This window comes from Paraburkholderia solitsugae (assembly GCF_013177695.1).
Classification (GTDB): domain Bacteria; phylum Pseudomonadota; class Gammaproteobacteria; order Burkholderiales; family Burkholderiaceae; genus Paraburkholderia; species Paraburkholderia solitsugae.
The window spans coordinates 59,636-74,921 of record NZ_WOEY01000088.1 but is presented as its reverse complement, the minus strand read 5'-3'; the positions used below and the strand labels follow the sequence as shown (position 1 = coordinate 74,921).

Sequence of the window (15,286 nt, the reverse complement as noted above, 5' to 3'; positions counted from 1 at the left end):
GGCCGCAACCGTTGAACGATCAAGAGGAGTCTCTGATGATTCGCTTATTTCCACACGGCGCCTTACGCGCCCGCGTTCTGACGCTCGCCGTCGCCCTCGGCACAACCGGCACCCTGCTGGTGGCGCCGGTACTGCTGCTCGGCGCAACCGCCGTACACGCGCAAGCGGTCTACCCCACTGCTGACGACGCCGCCAATGCGTTCGTCGACGCCCTGGCCCGCAACGACGAAGATGCGCTCAAGCATGTGCTCGGCAACGATTTTCATCGCTTCATTCCTTCCGAAGGCATCGGCGAGGACGACATCTATCAGTTCCTCGGCGCATGGTCGAAAGGGCACCAGATCGCCCTGGACCCGGTGAAAACCAAGGGCCGCGCAACCGCGCATCTGGCCGTCGGCGACAGTGGCTGGACCTTGCCGATTCCGCTCGCGCAGGCTGGCAAGGGCTGGCGCTTCGATCCGCCCGCCGCGCAGGACGAGATGCTGACACGCCGCATCGGCCGCAACGAACACGCTGCGATCCTGACCTCGCTCGCTTACCTCGACGCGCAAAACGACTATCACAACCTGACCCAGCACTACGCACAGCGCTTTGTCAGTACGCAGGGCCAGCGTGACGGCCTGTATTGGGTGACGGCGCCCGGCGAAACGGAAAGCCCGCTCGGGCCGCTCGCCGCCACCATGCCCAACGGCACCCTGCCGAAAGAGGCCTATCACGGCTATCACTACCGGATCCTGACGGCGCAAGGTCCGCACGCGAAGGACGGTGCGCAGAACTACGTCGAGAACGGCGTGCTGACCAAGGGGTTCGGTCTGATCGCCTCGCCGGCCGAGTACGGCAAGACCGGCGTGATGAGCTTTATCGTCAATCAGGACGGTCAGGTCTATCAGAAGAACCTGGGGCCGCAGACCGCGCGTGCCGCGGCAGCCGTTAAATCGTTCGACCCGGACGATAGCTGGCAGCCGGTGCAGGAGTAAAGGGAGAGGTCGCTCGACGGCCGCGGCGGCGCATAAGCCCGTCCGCGGCCGATTGACGTGTGGATCTACGCGAGTGTCCGGCGGGTATCCATGTTGACGTCCGCGCTGACACCCACGCCTGCCGAGCACGCCAGGCACCCACCGTCCGCACTGGCATGGACGGCCGAAGGCAGCGCGAATCCGCCGCGCCCCCGCGCGCCAGGAATCCGTACATGGCAGGCCATGCCGGGCCGGTATAATGTCGCACTTTGCAGCGCTGCTTATCCCCGATTCGCGCCACGCGCCTTTCATGTGCCGACCCGTTTCCGGTGAAAAGCGCCATCGCCCGTGCCGCGCACGCGCGCCTGCGCCCTGCTCCGCTTTCCAAACCGCCCATCTCGACCGACCATGACAGCCAAACTGATCGACGGCCTAGCCCTTTCCAAGACCCTGCGCGCCGAAGTCGCCACCCGCGCCGCCGCTCTTACCGCCCGGGGGCATCAGCCGGGCCTCGCCGTCGTGCTGGTCGGCGACAATCCGGCCAGCGAAGTCTATGTACGCAACAAGGTCAAGGCGTGCAATGACAACGGCCTCGGCTCGTCGTTCGACCGCTATCCGGCCGATCTGCCGGAAGCCGATCTGCTGGCGCGCATCGACGAACTGAACCGCGATCCGCGTATTCACGGCATTCTGGTGCAACTGCCGCTGCCGCCGCATATCGACAGCCACAAGGTCATCGAGGCGATCGCCCCGGAAAAGGATGTCGACGGTTTTCACGTTGCCAACGCCGGCGCGCTGATGACCGGCCGGCCGCTGTTCCGCCCGTGCACACCGTACGGCGTGATGAAGATGCTGGCGGCCTATGAGATTCCGCTGCAAGGCGCGAACGCGGTGGTGATCGGCCGCTCGAACATCGTCGGCAAGCCGATGGCGCTGCTGCTGCTCGAAGCCGGCGCGACCGTCACGATCTGCCATAGCAAGACGCGCGATCTGGCCGCCCATACACGTCATGCCGACGTGGTGATCGCCGCCACCGGCCTGCGCAACATTCTCACGGCGGACATGGTGAAGCCGGGCGCAGCCGTGGTCGACGTCGGCATGAATCGCGACGAAGCCGGCAAGCTGTGCGGCGATGTCGATTTCGCGGGTGTCAAGGAAGTGGCCGGCTACGTCACGCCGGTGCCGGGCGGCGTCGGCCCGATGACCATCACGATGCTGCTCGTCAATACGATCGAAGCCGCCGAACGCGAAGCGGCCGCACAGGCGTAACGCTTCGAACTCACGCTGCAAACTCGTGCCGGCGAAGTGGATTCGCCGGCATGCAAGGCGTCGGATGCTTGTCGCGATTCTCCACGCCAACCCTCACCTTCAGCGTGCCGCCTGATCGCCAGTTGCCAGACCCGCGCCAAGCGGTGTCTGCGGACGAGCAAGGCGCCCGCGGCACCACTTCAGCACCGGCTGCTCCACGCAGTGCCACGACAGGGCCGCGCACAGCAGGATGAACGGCGCGGCGATCAGCACCGCGGTCACATGGCTCAACTGCGGCGCGATATTCGCGACGCATTGCTGCACCATGAAGCCGTACAGATAAATCCCATACGAGTAATCGTGGCGCGGCACGAAGCGCCGCAAAAGCGGCGTCGTGCCCACCCACAGCACGCCGTAAACAAACGCCAGATAGAACAGCGGTTGGGCGCCGGCCGTGTCGCGGAACACCAGAAATACCATCGTCAGTGCGAGCGCCGTCAGGCCGTTGATGTCGATCCGTTCGCGCCAGCCGTATAGCAGCATCCCCAGCATGAAAAACGGCTCGGGCCAGAACGAATAGCCGCCGGGCGTTTCGCTGAAGTCACGCAGTCCGATCTGCAGATGCGGCAAATGCACGCGCAGAACGAACGCGGCGCACCCGAGCGCCACCGCCAGCGCCACGCCGCGCGCGCTGGACAAGAGCCCCAGCATGCCAGTCACCATCACGATCAGATAGCAGCGCACTTCGAGCGGCAGCGTCCACAGGGGCGCGCAGACATCAACGAGAAAACGGTTGTGCTCGAATACGCCAGGCAGCACCCAGCCGGTTTTCAGCACGATGGTGGAGAAGTTGTCGAGGTTGGCCCACGTCATGCCGGAGGCGAAATAGTCGCGCAGCGGAAGTGTCGTGAACAGCGGTCCGAGGATGAACACCGTCACCAGCGAACCGCCCGCCACCGCCGGCCACAGGCGCGCGATGCGCAACGCGGCGAACCGGGGCACCGAGCGCTGCCGGTCGAAACTGGCGGTCACCAGCATGCCACTCAACAGAAAAAACGCGTAGACGCCGAGTGCGCCGAAACCGTCGAAGCCTAGCGCGTTCTGGACCCAGTCCGTCGTGCCGTCGGGCGCTTGCAGCAGATACGAGTGGCCATACACGACGGAAATGGCGGCAAGGAGCCGCACGAGGTCGAAATTGTTGCCGTTGCGCGATAGAGCGTGCGAAAGCGGGTTCATCGATACCTCTTACAGAAAGCGTCGCTGACGGTTTGTGACACGCCAGAATGCGGCATGGCAGCAATTTGCACCGTTCGCTGTCGCACAAAGCGCCGCGGCACAGCGGGCGCGGCGAGTCGGGCGCAACCCAGTAGCGCCTTCCCGCCGCCCGATCCGCGTGCGGCATTCGCTTCCCCGCACACGGTCACGCCACATCTGATAATTTGTCTGCCGACGGATTGGAATCGGCGCGCCCTGCCCCAATAATGTCCATGTGGAGTGTCATCGGGGCGCCATCGCGCGCCCGTCGATGCTCCGATTACCCGTTCACCCGCGTCAGACAGGAAGCCTTATGTCCACTACCCCCTCGAAGCACGACAATCCGCTCCTCGATTTCTCCGACCTGCCGCGCTTTGGCGAAATCCGCCCCGAACACGTCACGCCCGCCCTCGATGTCCTGCTCGCCGATGCAGCCGCCGCCGTCGAGCGTGCCGCCCAGCCGATTACGCCGGCTTCGTGGGCCGACGTGGTCGAGCCGGTCGAGCGCGCCACCGAGCCGCTGTCGCGCGCCTGGAGCGTGGTCGGCCATCTGAACGCCGTAGCGGATACGCCGGAGCTGCGCGCCGTGTACGGCGAGAATCTGCCGCGCGTCACCGAATTCTGGTCGAGCGTCGGCCAGAATCTCGCGCTGTATGAGAAGTACAAGGCGCTTCATGCCAGCAGCGATTTCTCGTCGCTGACCGGCGAGCGCAAGAAAATCCTCGGCAATGCGCTGCGCGATTTCCGCCTGTCGGGCGCGGAGTTGCCAGAAGACCAGAAACCGCATTTCGCCGAATTGCAGGAACGCCAGGCGGGGTTGTCGAAAGCGTTTTCGGATCACGTCCTCGACGCAACGAACGCATACGCCTATGTCGTGGAAGCCGGCGATGAAGCACAACTCGCCGGCCTCCCCGAAGACGTGGTCGAAGCCGCGAAGGAAGCAGCTGAGCGCGAAGGCAAGACCGGCTACAAATTCACGCTGCACTTCCCGTCGTATTTCCCGGTGATGCAGTACTCCGAAAATCGCGCGATGCGCGAAGCGATATACCGTGCGTATGTGACGCGTGCCTCCGAGCTCGGCCCGCAATACGGCGGCGGCAAGCCCGAGTGGGACAACACTCAGGTCCTCGCCGACCAGTTGAAGCTGCGCGCGGAAGAAGCGCACATGCTGGGCTACAACAACTTCGCCGAAGTCTCGCTCGCGCCAAAGATGGCCGAGTCGCCGGCGCAAGTCATGGCCTTCCTCGAAGACCTCGCCACGCGCGCGCGTCCGCACGCTGAACAGGACTGGAAGGAACTGCGCGAATTTGCCGCGAACGAACTCGGCATAACCGACCTGCAGCCTTGGGACATGACGTTTGCCGCTGAACGTCTGCGCCAACAGCGCTATTCGTTTTCCGAGAATGAAGTCAAACAGTACTTCCCGGAAGACGCCGTATTCAAGGGCCTCTTCAAGGTCACCGAAACGCTGTTCAGCGTGCGCATCCGTCGGGACGAAGCAGCGGTATGGCATCCGGATGTGCGCTTTTTCCGTGTCGAGAATCAGGACGGCGGCCTCGTCGCGCAGTTCTATCTCGACCTGTATGCACGTGAAGGCAAGCGCGGCGGCGCATGGATGGACGACGCGCGCGGCCGCCACAAGCACACGCACGGCGGCGTGCAAACGCCGGTGGCGTACCTGACCTGCAACTTCTCGGCGCCGGTCGGCGGCAAGCCCGCCTGCTTCACGCATGATGAAGTGATCACGCTATTCCACGAGTTCGGCCACGGGCTGCATCACATGCTCACGCGTGTCGATGAACTCGGCGTGTCAGGCATCAACGGCGTCGAGTGGGACGCGGTCGAACTGCCGTCGCAATTCATGGAGAACTTCTGCTGGGAATGGGACGTGTTGAGCGACATGACCTCGCACGTCGAAACCGCCAAGCCGCTGCCGCGCGATCTGTTCGACAAGATGCTCGCCGCGAAGAATTTCCAGAGCGGTCTCGGCACGTTGCGCCAGATCGTGTTCTCGATGTTCGACATGCAACTGCATACCGGTTTCGATGCGTCCGGCACGAAGAACGCAACCGAACTCGCGAGCGAGATCAACGAGCGTTTCCACGTAGTGCCGCAAGCTCCGTTCTCGCGTTGGCCGAATACGTTCAGCCATATTTTCGCGGGCGGCTATGCGGCGGGCTACTACAGCTACAAGTGGGCGGAAGTCCTTTCCGCCGATGCGTATGCCGCGTTTGAAGAAGCGGCACAAGCCGCGAGCGGCAGTGTGCTCGATCAGGCGACTGGCCTGCGTTATCGCAAGGAGATTCTGGAAGTGGGCGGCAGCCGCCCCGCGATGGAATCGTTCAAGGCGTTCCGCGGCCGCGAGCCGAATATCGATGCCTTGTTGCGGCACAACGGCATGACGCCTGCCGCAGCGCATTGATCTTGCGTTGACAGATCAGTCGGCGTTGTAGATCGCGCCGACGCTGATCAAGAAGCCGGTGACTTGCGTGAGCAAGCACCGGCTTTTTCTATTCGCGCGCAAGTTTGCTGCGCGCTGCGGCTAACCACGATGCAGTTTGAAATCCACCTGCGCAGGACGCCCTTCCAGCGACAACGCCGCGCGCGCAGCAGGCGCACGGCTCACCACCTTGCCGCGGCTCACCACCGCGAGCCGCGCGGCGCGCAAGCGGATCGCTTCGACCGGATCGCGTGCGTCGAGCAGCACGAGATTGGCCGCGCACCCCGGCGCGATGCCGTAGCCTTCCAGACCGAGAATACGCGCGGCATTCACCGTGACCGCATCGAAGCACGCATGCATGCCGTCGACGCCCGTCATCTGCGCAACATGCAAGCCCATATGCGCGACTTCGAGCATGTCGCCCGAGCCGAGGCTATACCACGGGTCCATCACGCAGTCGTGGCCGAACGCGACGTTGATGCCCGCCGCCATCATCTCCGGTACGCGTGTCATGCCACGCCGTTTCGGATACGTGTCGCTGCGGCCTTGCAACGTGATGTTGATCAGCGGATTGGCGATCGCCGCGACGCCCGACTCCCGCATCAGCGGCAGGAGTTTGCTGACGTAGTAGTTGTCCATCGAATGCATCGAGGTCAGGTGCGAACCGGTCACGCGCCCATGCAAGCCGAGCCGGTGCGTTTCAGCTGCGAGCGTTTCGATATGGCGCGACATCGGATCGTCCGATTCGTCGCAATGCATATCGACGCGCAAGCCCTGTTCCGCCGCGAACTCGCACAACATGCGCACGGACTGCGCGCCGTCGGCCATCGTGCGTTCGAAATGCGGAATCCCGCCGACCACGTCGACGCCCATCGCAATCGCACGCTTGAGATTGTCGAATGCGCCGGCGCTGCGCAAGACGCCGTCCTGCGGAAACGCGACCAGTTGCAGATCGAGATACGGTGCGACGCGGCGCTTCACTTCGACCAGCGCCTCGACCGCGAGCAAGCGCGGATCGCACACATCCACGTGGCTGCGAATCGCCAGCAGACCGCGCGCGACAGCCCAGTCGCAATACTGGAGCGCGCGCTCGATCAGCGCCTCCTGGGTGAGGTCCGGCTTCAGTTCGCCCCACAGCGCGATGCCTTCCAGCAAGGTGCCCGATGCGTTCACGCGCGGCAGACCGTACGACAGCGTCGCGTCCATGTGGAAATGCGGATCGACGAATGGCGGCGTGACGAGCGAACCGGCAGCGTCGATTTCTTCGCGCGCGCTCGCGGCCAGATTCGGTTCGACGGCGAGGATGCGGCCCGCTTCGATGCCGATGTCGACCGGCTGGCTGTGCTGCGTGTGCTGCAGCGCGGCGCTCGGCGGCAGCATTGCGCGGCGGATGATCAGATCCATGGTTCACTCCCTGTTGACCGCTCTTTGACTGGTTACGATTCTATCGGCGTCAGAAAGTGCGTGCCTGCGTTTTAACGGGACGCCGTACCGGTGGGCAGAGGGAAATCCGTACCGGCTGCGAGCAATGACGCCCGCCTATACTCGGTTTTCCACACGTTCGATGCCTGGCGTTCGGCTTTGACGTTCTCCGTCGACGCACAACGACCCACATCATCCACCCACGGAGCAAGACCATGAAAACCATCGGCGTGATCGGCGGCATGAGTTGGGAATCGTCCACTGAGTACTACACGCTCATGAACCGCCACGCCAAGGCGCGCCTCGGCGGCCATCACAACGCCCGCAGCCTGATGCTGACGGTCGACTTCGCGTCGATCGAGGCCAACCAGCGCGCCGGCGACTGGACCGCGCTCGGCAAACAGATGGCCGACGCCGCACGTCAACTCGAACGCGGTGGCGCCGATCTGGTGATATTGGCGACCAATACCATGCACCGCGTCTATGAATCGATCGAGCAAGCGATCGACGTGCCCTTCCTGCACATCGCCGATCCAACCGGCAACGCGCTGCGCGCCGCGGGAATCACACGGGTGGGTTTGCTAGGTACACGCTACACGATGGAGCAGACGTTCTACACGGGGCGCTTACGCGAGCGCTACGAGCTCGAGACGCTGGTTCCCGATGAAGCCGAACGCGCGGACGTGCATCGCATCATCTACGACGAGTTGTGCCACGGCAAAGTGAATGACGCCTCACGCGCGGTGTATCAACGTGTGATCGAAGGACTCGCTGCGCGGGGTGCGCAGGCGGTGATTCTCGGCTGCACGGAGATCACCCTGCTGATCAAACCGGAAGATTCGGCGTTACGCGTGTTCGACACGACCGCGTTGCATGCGCAAGCGGCAGTGGAATGGGCGATCGGGTTGGACTGAATGCAGGACTGAAGACAAGCGAGCGTGTCGCATGCCTGAGGAAACAGGAAGCGCCAGAAGTTAAAAAGCCCGCGTAGCTTGCGCTAGCGGGCTTTCAACAAAACTTGGTTGCGGGGGTAGGATTTGAACCTACGACCTTCGGGTTATGAGCCCGACGAGCTGCCAGACTGCTCCACCCCGCGTCAGAGAAAAAGAGTATATCGGGTCGTTCGCGAGACGTCAAACAATCGGATGAAATAATTTCTAACGAGGTGCGCAGCGCGTGTCCAAACTCATGCAGCAAATGAGCGGATAACTCAGAGATCCTCGACCGTCGAGCCTTCGACTTTGCCGTCAATGATGTCCGCGCCGTACTGACTCGCGCTGCGTTTCGCGACGCCGAAATCGGAGAACGTGGACGGCAGCACGAGACGAAATACGCGGCTTGCCTTCGAGCCGCTGATCGCGCCCGGCCGACAGACGCGAACCGCAACGTCGTAGCCTTCGGCATGACGCTTGTGACCGTCGAACTTGTCGAACTGCCGCGAAAACACCAGCGGATGCACTTCGAAGTCCTTATAAAGGGCTGGATAAAGTTGGGCCATGATGAATCCCCGATGCGTGTCAATGTGATCCCACTATACGCCGCGGCATGACGGGATCGGGCTTTTATTTTTCCCGGCCGCCGAGGCAATTTTCACCGTCGCCCGTCTCGCGCGATAAGATGCGGGACTATCGGAATCAGCCCGATCCTGCCAATCCGAATTCGGGTCGCCAGACGGGCAGCTAACGCAAAATAAAGCAGAAACGAGGGGTCAGTGCCCCACAAAGCCTTGCCCAGCAAGAATGTGAGAAATTCATGAAAATCGCCACCTGGAACGTCAACTCCCTCAAAGTCCGCCTGCAGCACGTCATCGACTGGCTCGAAACCAGCCACACGGATGTGCTGTGCCTGCAGGAATTGAAGCTGACCGACGACAAATTCCCCCGCGCCGAACTCGAAGAGAAAGGCTACCGGAGCTGGTTCGCGGGCCAGAAGACCTATAACGGCGTCGGCATCCTGGTGCGCGATGGCCTGAACGTCGACGAAAGCACCATCGTGCGCAATATCCCCGGCTTTGAGGACCCGCAGCAACGCGTGATCGCCGCGACCGTCGAGGGCGTACGCATCATCTCCGCGTACTTCCCGAACGGCCAGGCGCCAGGCACCGACAAATTCGCCTACAAGCTGCGCTGGCTCGCCGCACTGCACGACTGGATCACGAGCGAAATGGCGCTGTATCCGAAGCTTGCGCTGCTCGGCGACTACAACATCGCGCCGGAAGATCGCGACGTGCACGATCCGAAAGCGTGGGAAGGCCAGAATCTGGTGTCGCCCGAAGAGCGCGCCGAGTTCGTGCGGCTGATCGAACTCGGTCTCGTCGATGCGTTCCGCCAGTTCGAGCAGCCGGAAAAGATCTACTCGTGGTGGGACTACCGGATGATGGCGTTCCGCCGCAATGCGGGGATGCGTATCGACCACGTTCTGCTGTCGAAAGCGCTTGCCGACGCGTGCTCATCCTGCGATGTCGACAAGGTGCCGCGCAAGTGGGAGCAGCCGTCGGACCACGCGCCGGTCGTCGCGCAGATCGGCTAAACGCGCGACGCGTGAGGCCTACGCCGGCCCGTTCAAACAACGCCACAAGAACTCGAACACCATCGCATCGTGCCCGGCCTGCTCCAGCTCATCGGAGCCGCCGTGGCCCCCTTCCGTGTTCTCCCGATACCAGACCCTTTCCGCACCCAGCGCCTGCATGCGCGCGGCCATCTTGCGCGCGTGTCCGGGGTGCACGCGGTCATCGGCAGTCGACGTGGTGAACAGCACGGGCGGATATGCCACGTCCGCACTGACGCGGTGATAGGGCGAGTAAGCCGCCAGCACGCTTGCTTCGTCGGGTTCGTCCGGATCGCCGTATTCATCGATCCATGATGCGCCCGCGTGCAACAGGTGATAGCGGCTCATGTCGAGCAGCGGCACCTCGCACACCACCGCGCCGAACAACTCAGGCCGCTGCACCATGCACGCCGCGACCAGCAGGCCGCCATTGCTGCCGCCCTGAATGCCGAGTTGCGCGGCGCTGGTCACGCCTGCGCTGATGAGTGCCTCGGCCACCGCGATGAAATCGTCGAACGCGCGCTGGCGATGCTCGCCCTGCGCCGCCGTATGCCACTGCGTGCCGAACTCGCCGCCGCCGCGAATATGCGCCACCACATATACGCCGCCCCGCGCCAGCCAGCCGATGCCCTGTCCGGTCAGATAACTCGGCAGCAACGGAATCGCAAAGCCGCCGTAACCGTTGAGCAGGCATGGGCGCGCTTGCCCGTGCGCTGGTCCATTCGTTTGCTCGGGCGTTTGCTCGGGCGTCGGCTGCGCAGTCTGCGTCGTCTGCCGTTGCCCAGCGTGTTGCGCAACCCGCGGTCCGATCACGGTGTACGGCACCCGTGTGCCATCCGCGGACACCGCGTGCCCATGCGTCACGGCGAATGGTGTCGCATCGAACTGAGTCGGCCAGCGGTCGAGCAACTCCCAATGGGTCAGGTCGTCGTGGGCAAGATCAGTGAGCCAGTACGCAGGCGGCTGCAAATAATCGTCGGTATCGACGAACACTTCGTCGTTCAGCGTCGGCTCGATGGGTGAGACGTCGGCTTGCACGTCGTCACGCGACGGAAAGACGCGCTGATGCCAGTGCCAGGCCTGATCGGCTGCTTGCGACGGGATCCACAGCGAAGTCTTGCTCTGCACATCGTCCAGGTACGACACGATCAGATGATTGCGCGTGTGTGTCCACTCACAGGCGGAGGTTTGCGATGTCGGCGTGAAAAGCGGCACCATGTCACGCTCGCCATCCAGAAACGCGTCTTCGCGGACCGCCAGCAACGCGCCGCCCGGATAGCACACACCATTGCAGTCCCAATCGAGGCGCGGCTCGAGCAGCAACCAGCCCTGCCAGCCGCCGACCGCGACATGCGACGGCACGTCGAACTGCCGCCAGGCATTGGCACTGTTGGCACTGTTGGCACTGTTGGCACTGTTGGCACCGTTGGCACTGTTGGCACTGTTGGCACTGTTGGCACCGTTGGCACCGTTGGCGGCACCGGCCGCATCGGCTGCATTCGCGCCATCTGCGCCATCGAGATAGTACGTATGCGAATCGAAGAAATCGACGCTGCTCACCACGGTGTGGCGCTGCTCGATCGGATCGTAGTGGGCTTCCACACCGATATCGCCGAACGCCCCCTTGAAGACCACCGGCGCGTCGGCCAGCGCCCCGCCCCGCGTCCAGCGCCGCACTTCGCGCGGATAGCCGGAGCGCGTCAGCGTCTTGCGGCCGTTGTCCCAGCCGACATAGAGCGTATTCCGATCGATCCACGAAGCCGTGTGCTTGCCGGCCTTCGCGATCACGAAACCGTCGTCGACAAAACGTTGTGCGTCAATATCGAACTCGCGCACCACCAGCGCATCCGAGCCGCCCGGCGACAGCGTGATCAGCGCGCGATCGCCGTCCGGATAAAGAATGTCGAGTTCGGCGCAGACCCATGGCGTGCCTTCGGCCGCACCGAGCGCGTCGAAATCGAGCAGGTTTTGCCAGACGGGCGCGCCACTGCGCCAGGCCGCCCACGTCGTACGCCGCCAGACGCCTTTGGGATTGCGTTCGTCCTGCCACAGATCGTAGGCCCAGTCCTTCCAGCGATCGGGGATGACCGGACGCTCGCGCGGCAGATACGCGTCGGCAAGCCGCTGTTTGAGCGACTCGAATGCCGCGCTGCTGCACCATGCGGCGCGTGTGCGAGCGTTCTGCGCTTCGACCCACGCAAGCGCGTCAGGGTCGTCGAGCGCTTCGAGCGACAGAAAGGGATCGGGGGAAAGCGGCCAGGAGAAAGGAGCGGGAGAAGCGGGCATCGTCAGCTGTCGAATGAAAACAGCGTTGATTATGCCTTGCGGGAGCCCGAGGGCCTTTGACGCTCCGCGCCGGAGTGGCTGAAGGTGCAGGTGAAGGCGCTGCCGACGGGGCGGCCTATTGGGCTGTCCAGGAGGTGGCCTGACGGCGGCCTGATAAGTGTCCTACGTGACAAAACTGCCGGAGCGGCTGGCAAGCCGCCCCGGCAGACTCTGCAAACCTCAGGGCTCGAGATTGAGTTCCTGAATCTTGCGCGTAATCGTATTGCGGCCAATGCCGAGGCGCTCCGCCGCCTCCACCTTGCGTCCACGCGTGAAATCCAGCGCCTCTCGAATCACCGCCGCTTCGAAACGGCGCGCGAGTTCATCCATGACGTCAGCCGCATTCTCGCGCAGCATCCGCGCGACTTCGGTGCGCAACCCCCCTTCCCAGGCGCTGACCGTGGTCGCGACCGGCATGCCGGCAGCGGTAGCCGGATGCGTGGCCGCGCTGGTGCCGTTGATCGGCGCGCTGCCGGCGAGGCCTGCCTCACCCGTGCCGATCACGCCACTACCACCGCCGCCGAGATCGGTCACGCCGGCTTGCGCGGGACCCAGATCGGGCGGCAAGTCCTTGATCTCGATGGTCTGCGCCGGCGCCATCACCGTGAGCCAGTTGGCGAGATTCTCCAGTTGACGCACATTGCCCGGGAACGGCAGCGATGCCAGATAAGCGAGTGCATCTTCGGACACGCGCTTCGGCTCCACGCCCAGATCGCGCGCACTCTTTTGCAGGAAGTGGCGCGTGAGCAGCGGAATGTCTTCGCTGCGTTCGCGCAAGGCCGGCAGGCGCAAGCGGATCACATTGAGCCGGTGATACAAGTCCTCGCGGAACAGGCCCTGACGCACGCGCGATTCGAGATTCTGGTGCGTCGCCGCGATCACGCGCACGTTAGCGCGCAACGGATTGTGGCCGCCGACGCGATAGAACTGCCCATCCGACAGCACGCGCAACAGGCGTGTCTGCAAATCGAACGGCATGTCGCCGATTTCATCGAGAAACAGCGTGCCGTTCTCGGCCTGCTCGAAGCGCCCCTGGCGCATGGCCTGCGCGCCGGTGAAGGCACCGCGCTCGTGACCGAACAGTTCGGATTCCAGCAGATCCTTCGGAATCGCCGCCGTATTCAGCGCGATGAAGGGACCGTTCGCGCGTGGGCTATGTCGGTGCAATGCACGCGCGACCAGTTCCTTACCGGTGCCTGATTCGCCGGTAATGAGCACGGTGGCCGCGGAATGCGACAGCCGGCCGATCGCGCGAAACATGTCCTGCATCGCCGGCGCCTGGCCGAGCATTTCCGGTGCCTCGGCGACGCGGTCGTCCCACGTCTGTTCGCCGCGCATGCTTTCGTCGACCGCGCGGCGGATCAGTTCGACCGCCTTGTCGACGTCGAACGGTTTGGCGAGGTATTCGAACGCACCGCCCTGGAATGCGGCGACCGCGCTGTCCAGGTCCGAGAAGGCCGTCATGATGATGACGGGCAAGCCCGGCACCTTGTCACGGACGGTTTGCAGCAATTCGAGGCCGGAGCCGCCAGGCATCCTGATGTCGGACACCAGCACCTGAGGGCTGTCGTGATCGAGCGCCGCCGAAGCCTCGCGCACGTTCGCGAAGCTGCGTGTCGCGAAGTTTTCGCGGGCGAGCGCTTTTTCGAGCACCCAGCGAATCGATTGATCGTCGTCTACTATCCAGATCGGCTTCATATAGGTCGGTCAGAAGTCTTGATAAGAAGAGCCCCCATACCTGTCGCTTTGCGCCAGGCCCCCGAGGGGGAGTGAGAGAACTTGGGGCGGCCCGGCGTTCTCTCACCAGGTTTGGTGTTAGCAGTCGAGCGGCAGCAGAATCTGAAACTCGGTGTGGCCCGGCCGGCTGTCCACCTCGATCAGCCCGTCGTGTTGTTGCACGAAGGTCTGCGCGAGCGTCAAACCGAGACCGCTGCCGTCCTCGCGCCCCGACACGAGCGGATAGAAAATGCGGTCACGGATCTCCTCGGGAATGCCTGGGCCGTTGTCAGTGATATGCAAGTCCAGTGCCAGCTTACATAAGCGTTTCGACACCGTGATCTTGCGCGCAATGCGAGTGCGCAATTCGATGCGCGCGTCGCCTTGCGAGATACGTTCACGCAATGCTTCCGCAGCATTGCGCACAATGTTCAGCAGCGCCTGGATCAGTTGTTCCTTGTCGCCGCGCAGGTCTGGCACGCTCACGTCGTAATCGCGCTCGATCGTGAGCCCACGCGGAAACTCCGCGAGAATCACCTGGCGCACGCGCTCGCACACTTCGTGAATATTCACGTCACCGACGATATGCGGATGACGGTGCGGCTCCAGCAAGCGATCGACCAGCGTTTGCAGCCGGTCCGATTCCTTGATGATGACCTGCGTGTACTCGCGCAACTCGTCGCGCTGACGCTCGCCGAGTTCGAACTCGAGCAGTTGCGCCGCGCCGCGAATCCCGCCGAGCGGGTTCTTGATCTCGTGCGCGAGATTGCGGATCAGTTGTTTGTTGACCGCCGTGAGGTCGTTGATGCGCTCCTCGCGGTCAGAGCGTAAGTGCCGCTCGTTCTCGAACAGTTCGAGCAGCACGTAGTCCTGCACGCTCTCCAGAAAGCCGACGATCGCATGCACATGCAGCGGCTCGTGGCCCGGGCGCTCGAGTACGGCGTCCAGATGTGTCGCGTGAAAACGGTGAGCGGCGATCGCGGAGATGGTCTCGACAAGTTCGTCGGCATTCGAGAAGATGTCCTGCCATGCCATCTGCGTCAGTTGCTTGCGCGAGAGGTCCAGCATCGACTCCGCCGACGGGTTCGCAAACACCACACGCAGCGTGCGCTTGTCGAGCACCAGCACGACCGTCGGCAATGCCTCGAAGCCCGGCAGCAAACCGGAACTCACTAGCTGAGCGTTGTCCGACAGCGTCTGCTCGTGTCCCTTCCTTGCCTTCATCAGATTCTTCAGAACCATCTTGCAGTCTTGCCGATAGGAGATGGTGATAAATCAGGTGTACCGCTTTTTGTCCTGCCCATTGTGCTGCTTACTGCCTGCTGCCCTGCTTCATTGCCCCTACGCCGCGCACGTGGCGAGTGGACACATTCGCGTC

11 protein-coding genes, 1 tRNA gene and 2 pseudogenes are annotated in these 15,286 nt (G+C 63.4%); 6 read left to right on the top strand and 8 right to left on the bottom strand.

The features are described 5' to 3' along the window. Nucleotides 1–35 precede the first annotated feature (35 nt). Together GNZ12_RS22415 and folD are read left to right on the top strand one after the other, a co-directional pair. Nucleotides 36–977 (top strand): DUF2950 domain-containing protein, encoded by a 942-nt coding sequence (locus GNZ12_RS22415; RefSeq protein ID WP_172313758.1) that lies wholly within the window; start codon nucleotides 36–38, stop codon nucleotides 975–977. Between the two features lie 387 nt (nucleotides 978–1,364). Continuing rightward, entirely contained in the window at nucleotides 1,365–2,225 is an 861-nt protein-coding gene (folD, locus tag GNZ12_RS22410) for a bifunctional methylenetetrahydrofolate dehydrogenase/methenyltetrahydrofolate cyclohydrolase FolD (protein WP_172313756.1), read from the top strand. Nucleotides 2,226–2,324: 99 nt separating this feature from the next. On the opposite strand, the gene GNZ12_RS22405 is transcribed toward folD, so the two are convergent. Then, entirely contained in the window at nucleotides 2,325–3,440 is a 1,116-nt protein-coding gene (locus GNZ12_RS22405) for an acyltransferase family protein (protein WP_172313754.1), read from the bottom strand. Between the two features lie 331 nt (nucleotides 3,441–3,771). Here GNZ12_RS22405 and GNZ12_RS22400 point away from each other — a divergent pair, with 331 nt between their 5' ends. Continuing rightward, on the top strand, nucleotides 3,772–5,880 hold the full coding sequence (locus GNZ12_RS22400) for a M3 family metallopeptidase (RefSeq protein ID WP_172313752.1): 2,109 nt from the start codon (nucleotides 3,772–3,774) through the stop codon (nucleotides 5,878–5,880). 120 nt (nucleotides 5,881–6,000) lie between these two features. Here the strand turns inward: GNZ12_RS22400 and GNZ12_RS22395 are convergent, their stop codons facing one another. After that, a complete protein-coding gene (locus GNZ12_RS22395) occupies nucleotides 6,001–7,302 on the bottom strand; it encodes an amidohydrolase family protein (RefSeq protein WP_172313750.1) in 1,302 nt (433 codons plus the stop codon). A gap of 233 nt (nucleotides 7,303–7,535) precedes the next feature. Between GNZ12_RS22395 and GNZ12_RS22390 the strand changes: the two genes are divergently transcribed. Continuing rightward, nucleotides 7,536–8,234 (top strand): aspartate/glutamate racemase family protein, encoded by a 699-nt coding sequence (locus GNZ12_RS22390; protein ID WP_172313748.1) that lies wholly within the window; start codon nucleotides 7,536–7,538, stop codon nucleotides 8,232–8,234. A gap of 105 nt (nucleotides 8,235–8,339) precedes the next feature. Here the strand turns inward: GNZ12_RS22390 and GNZ12_RS22385 are convergent. Next, nucleotides 8,340–8,416 (bottom strand) — tRNA-Met (locus tag GNZ12_RS22385). 114 nt (nucleotides 8,417–8,530) lie between these two features. Beyond that, nucleotides 8,531–8,818, bottom strand: a complete 288-nt coding sequence (locus tag GNZ12_RS22380; protein WP_074282905.1) for a hypothetical protein — start codon at nucleotides 8,816–8,818, stop codon at nucleotides 8,531–8,533. A gap of 254 nt (nucleotides 8,819–9,072) precedes the next feature. On the opposite strand from GNZ12_RS22380, the gene xth reads away from it, so the two are divergent. Next, nucleotides 9,073–9,849, top strand: a complete 777-nt coding sequence (gene xth / locus GNZ12_RS22375) for an exodeoxyribonuclease III (RefSeq protein ID WP_172313746.1) — start codon at nucleotides 9,073–9,075, stop codon at nucleotides 9,847–9,849. A gap of 18 nt (nucleotides 9,850–9,867) precedes the next feature. Here the strand turns inward: xth and GNZ12_RS45580 are convergent, their stop codons facing one another. Next, on the bottom strand, nucleotides 9,868–11,085 hold the full coding sequence (locus GNZ12_RS45580) for a prolyl oligopeptidase family serine peptidase (protein ID WP_407947722.1): 1,218 nt from the start codon (nucleotides 11,083–11,085) through the stop codon (nucleotides 9,868–9,870). On the opposite strand from GNZ12_RS45580, the pseudogene GNZ12_RS45575 reads away from it, so the two are divergent. Next, nucleotides 11,020–11,289: pseudogene (locus tag GNZ12_RS45575) on the top strand (hypothetical protein); the annotation flags it as partial. The gene GNZ12_RS45580 and the pseudogene GNZ12_RS45575 sit on opposite strands and share 66 nt — an antisense overlap. A 102-nt stretch (nucleotides 11,290–11,391) precedes the next feature. Here the strand turns inward: GNZ12_RS45575 and GNZ12_RS45570 are convergent. The 3 genes and pseudogenes from GNZ12_RS45570 to glnL all read right to left on the bottom strand — a co-directional run. Continuing rightward, nucleotides 11,392–12,153 (bottom strand): annotated as a pseudogene (locus GNZ12_RS45570) (S9 family peptidase); the annotation flags it as partial. 219 nt (nucleotides 12,154–12,372) lie between these two features. After that, nucleotides 12,373–13,890, bottom strand: a complete 1,518-nt coding sequence (ntrC, locus tag GNZ12_RS22365) for a nitrogen regulation protein NR(I) (protein WP_172313742.1) — start codon at nucleotides 13,888–13,890, stop codon at nucleotides 12,373–12,375. A gap of 117 nt (nucleotides 13,891–14,007) precedes the next feature. Continuing rightward, nucleotides 14,008–15,150 carry a nitrogen regulation protein NR(II) gene (glnL, locus tag GNZ12_RS22360; protein WP_172313740.1) on the bottom strand — a complete coding sequence of 381 codons (1,143 nt, stop codon included), beginning with the start codon at nucleotides 15,148–15,150 and terminating at the stop codon, nucleotides 14,008–14,010. Nucleotides 15,151–15,286 lie beyond the last annotated feature (136 nt).

Coding starts and splice junctions, on each gene's coding strand:
- GNZ12_RS22415 (WP_172313758.1), top strand. CDS start 36: ATGATTCGCTTATTTCCACACGGCGCCTTACGCGCCCGCGTTCTGACG.
- folD (WP_172313756.1), top strand. CDS start 1,365: ATGACAGCCAAACTGATCGACGGCCTAGCCCTTTCCAAGACCCTGCGC.
- GNZ12_RS22405 (WP_172313754.1), bottom strand. CDS start 3,440: ATGAACCCGCTTTCGCACGCTCTATCGCGCAACGGCAACAATTTCGAC.
- GNZ12_RS22400 (WP_172313752.1), top strand. CDS start 3,772: ATGTCCACTACCCCCTCGAAGCACGACAATCCGCTCCTCGATTTCTCC.
- GNZ12_RS22395 (WP_172313750.1), bottom strand. CDS start 7,302: ATGGATCTGATCATCCGCCGCGCAATGCTGCCGCCGAGCGCCGCGCTG.
- GNZ12_RS22390 (WP_172313748.1), top strand. CDS start 7,536: ATGAAAACCATCGGCGTGATCGGCGGCATGAGTTGGGAATCGTCCACT.
- GNZ12_RS22380 (WP_074282905.1), bottom strand. CDS start 8,818: ATGGCCCAACTTTATCCAGCCCTTTATAAGGACTTCGAAGTGCATCCG.
- xth (WP_172313746.1), top strand. CDS start 9,073: ATGAAAATCGCCACCTGGAACGTCAACTCCCTCAAAGTCCGCCTGCAG.
- GNZ12_RS45580 (WP_407947722.1), bottom strand. CDS start 11,085: ATGGTGCCGCTTTTCACGCCGACATCGCAAACCTCCGCCTGTGAGTGG.
- ntrC (WP_172313742.1), bottom strand. CDS start 13,890: ATGAAGCCGATCTGGATAGTAGACGACGATCAATCGATTCGCTGGGTG.
- glnL (WP_172313740.1), bottom strand. CDS start 15,150: ATGGTTCTGAAGAATCTGATGAAGGCAAGGAAGGGACACGAGCAGACG.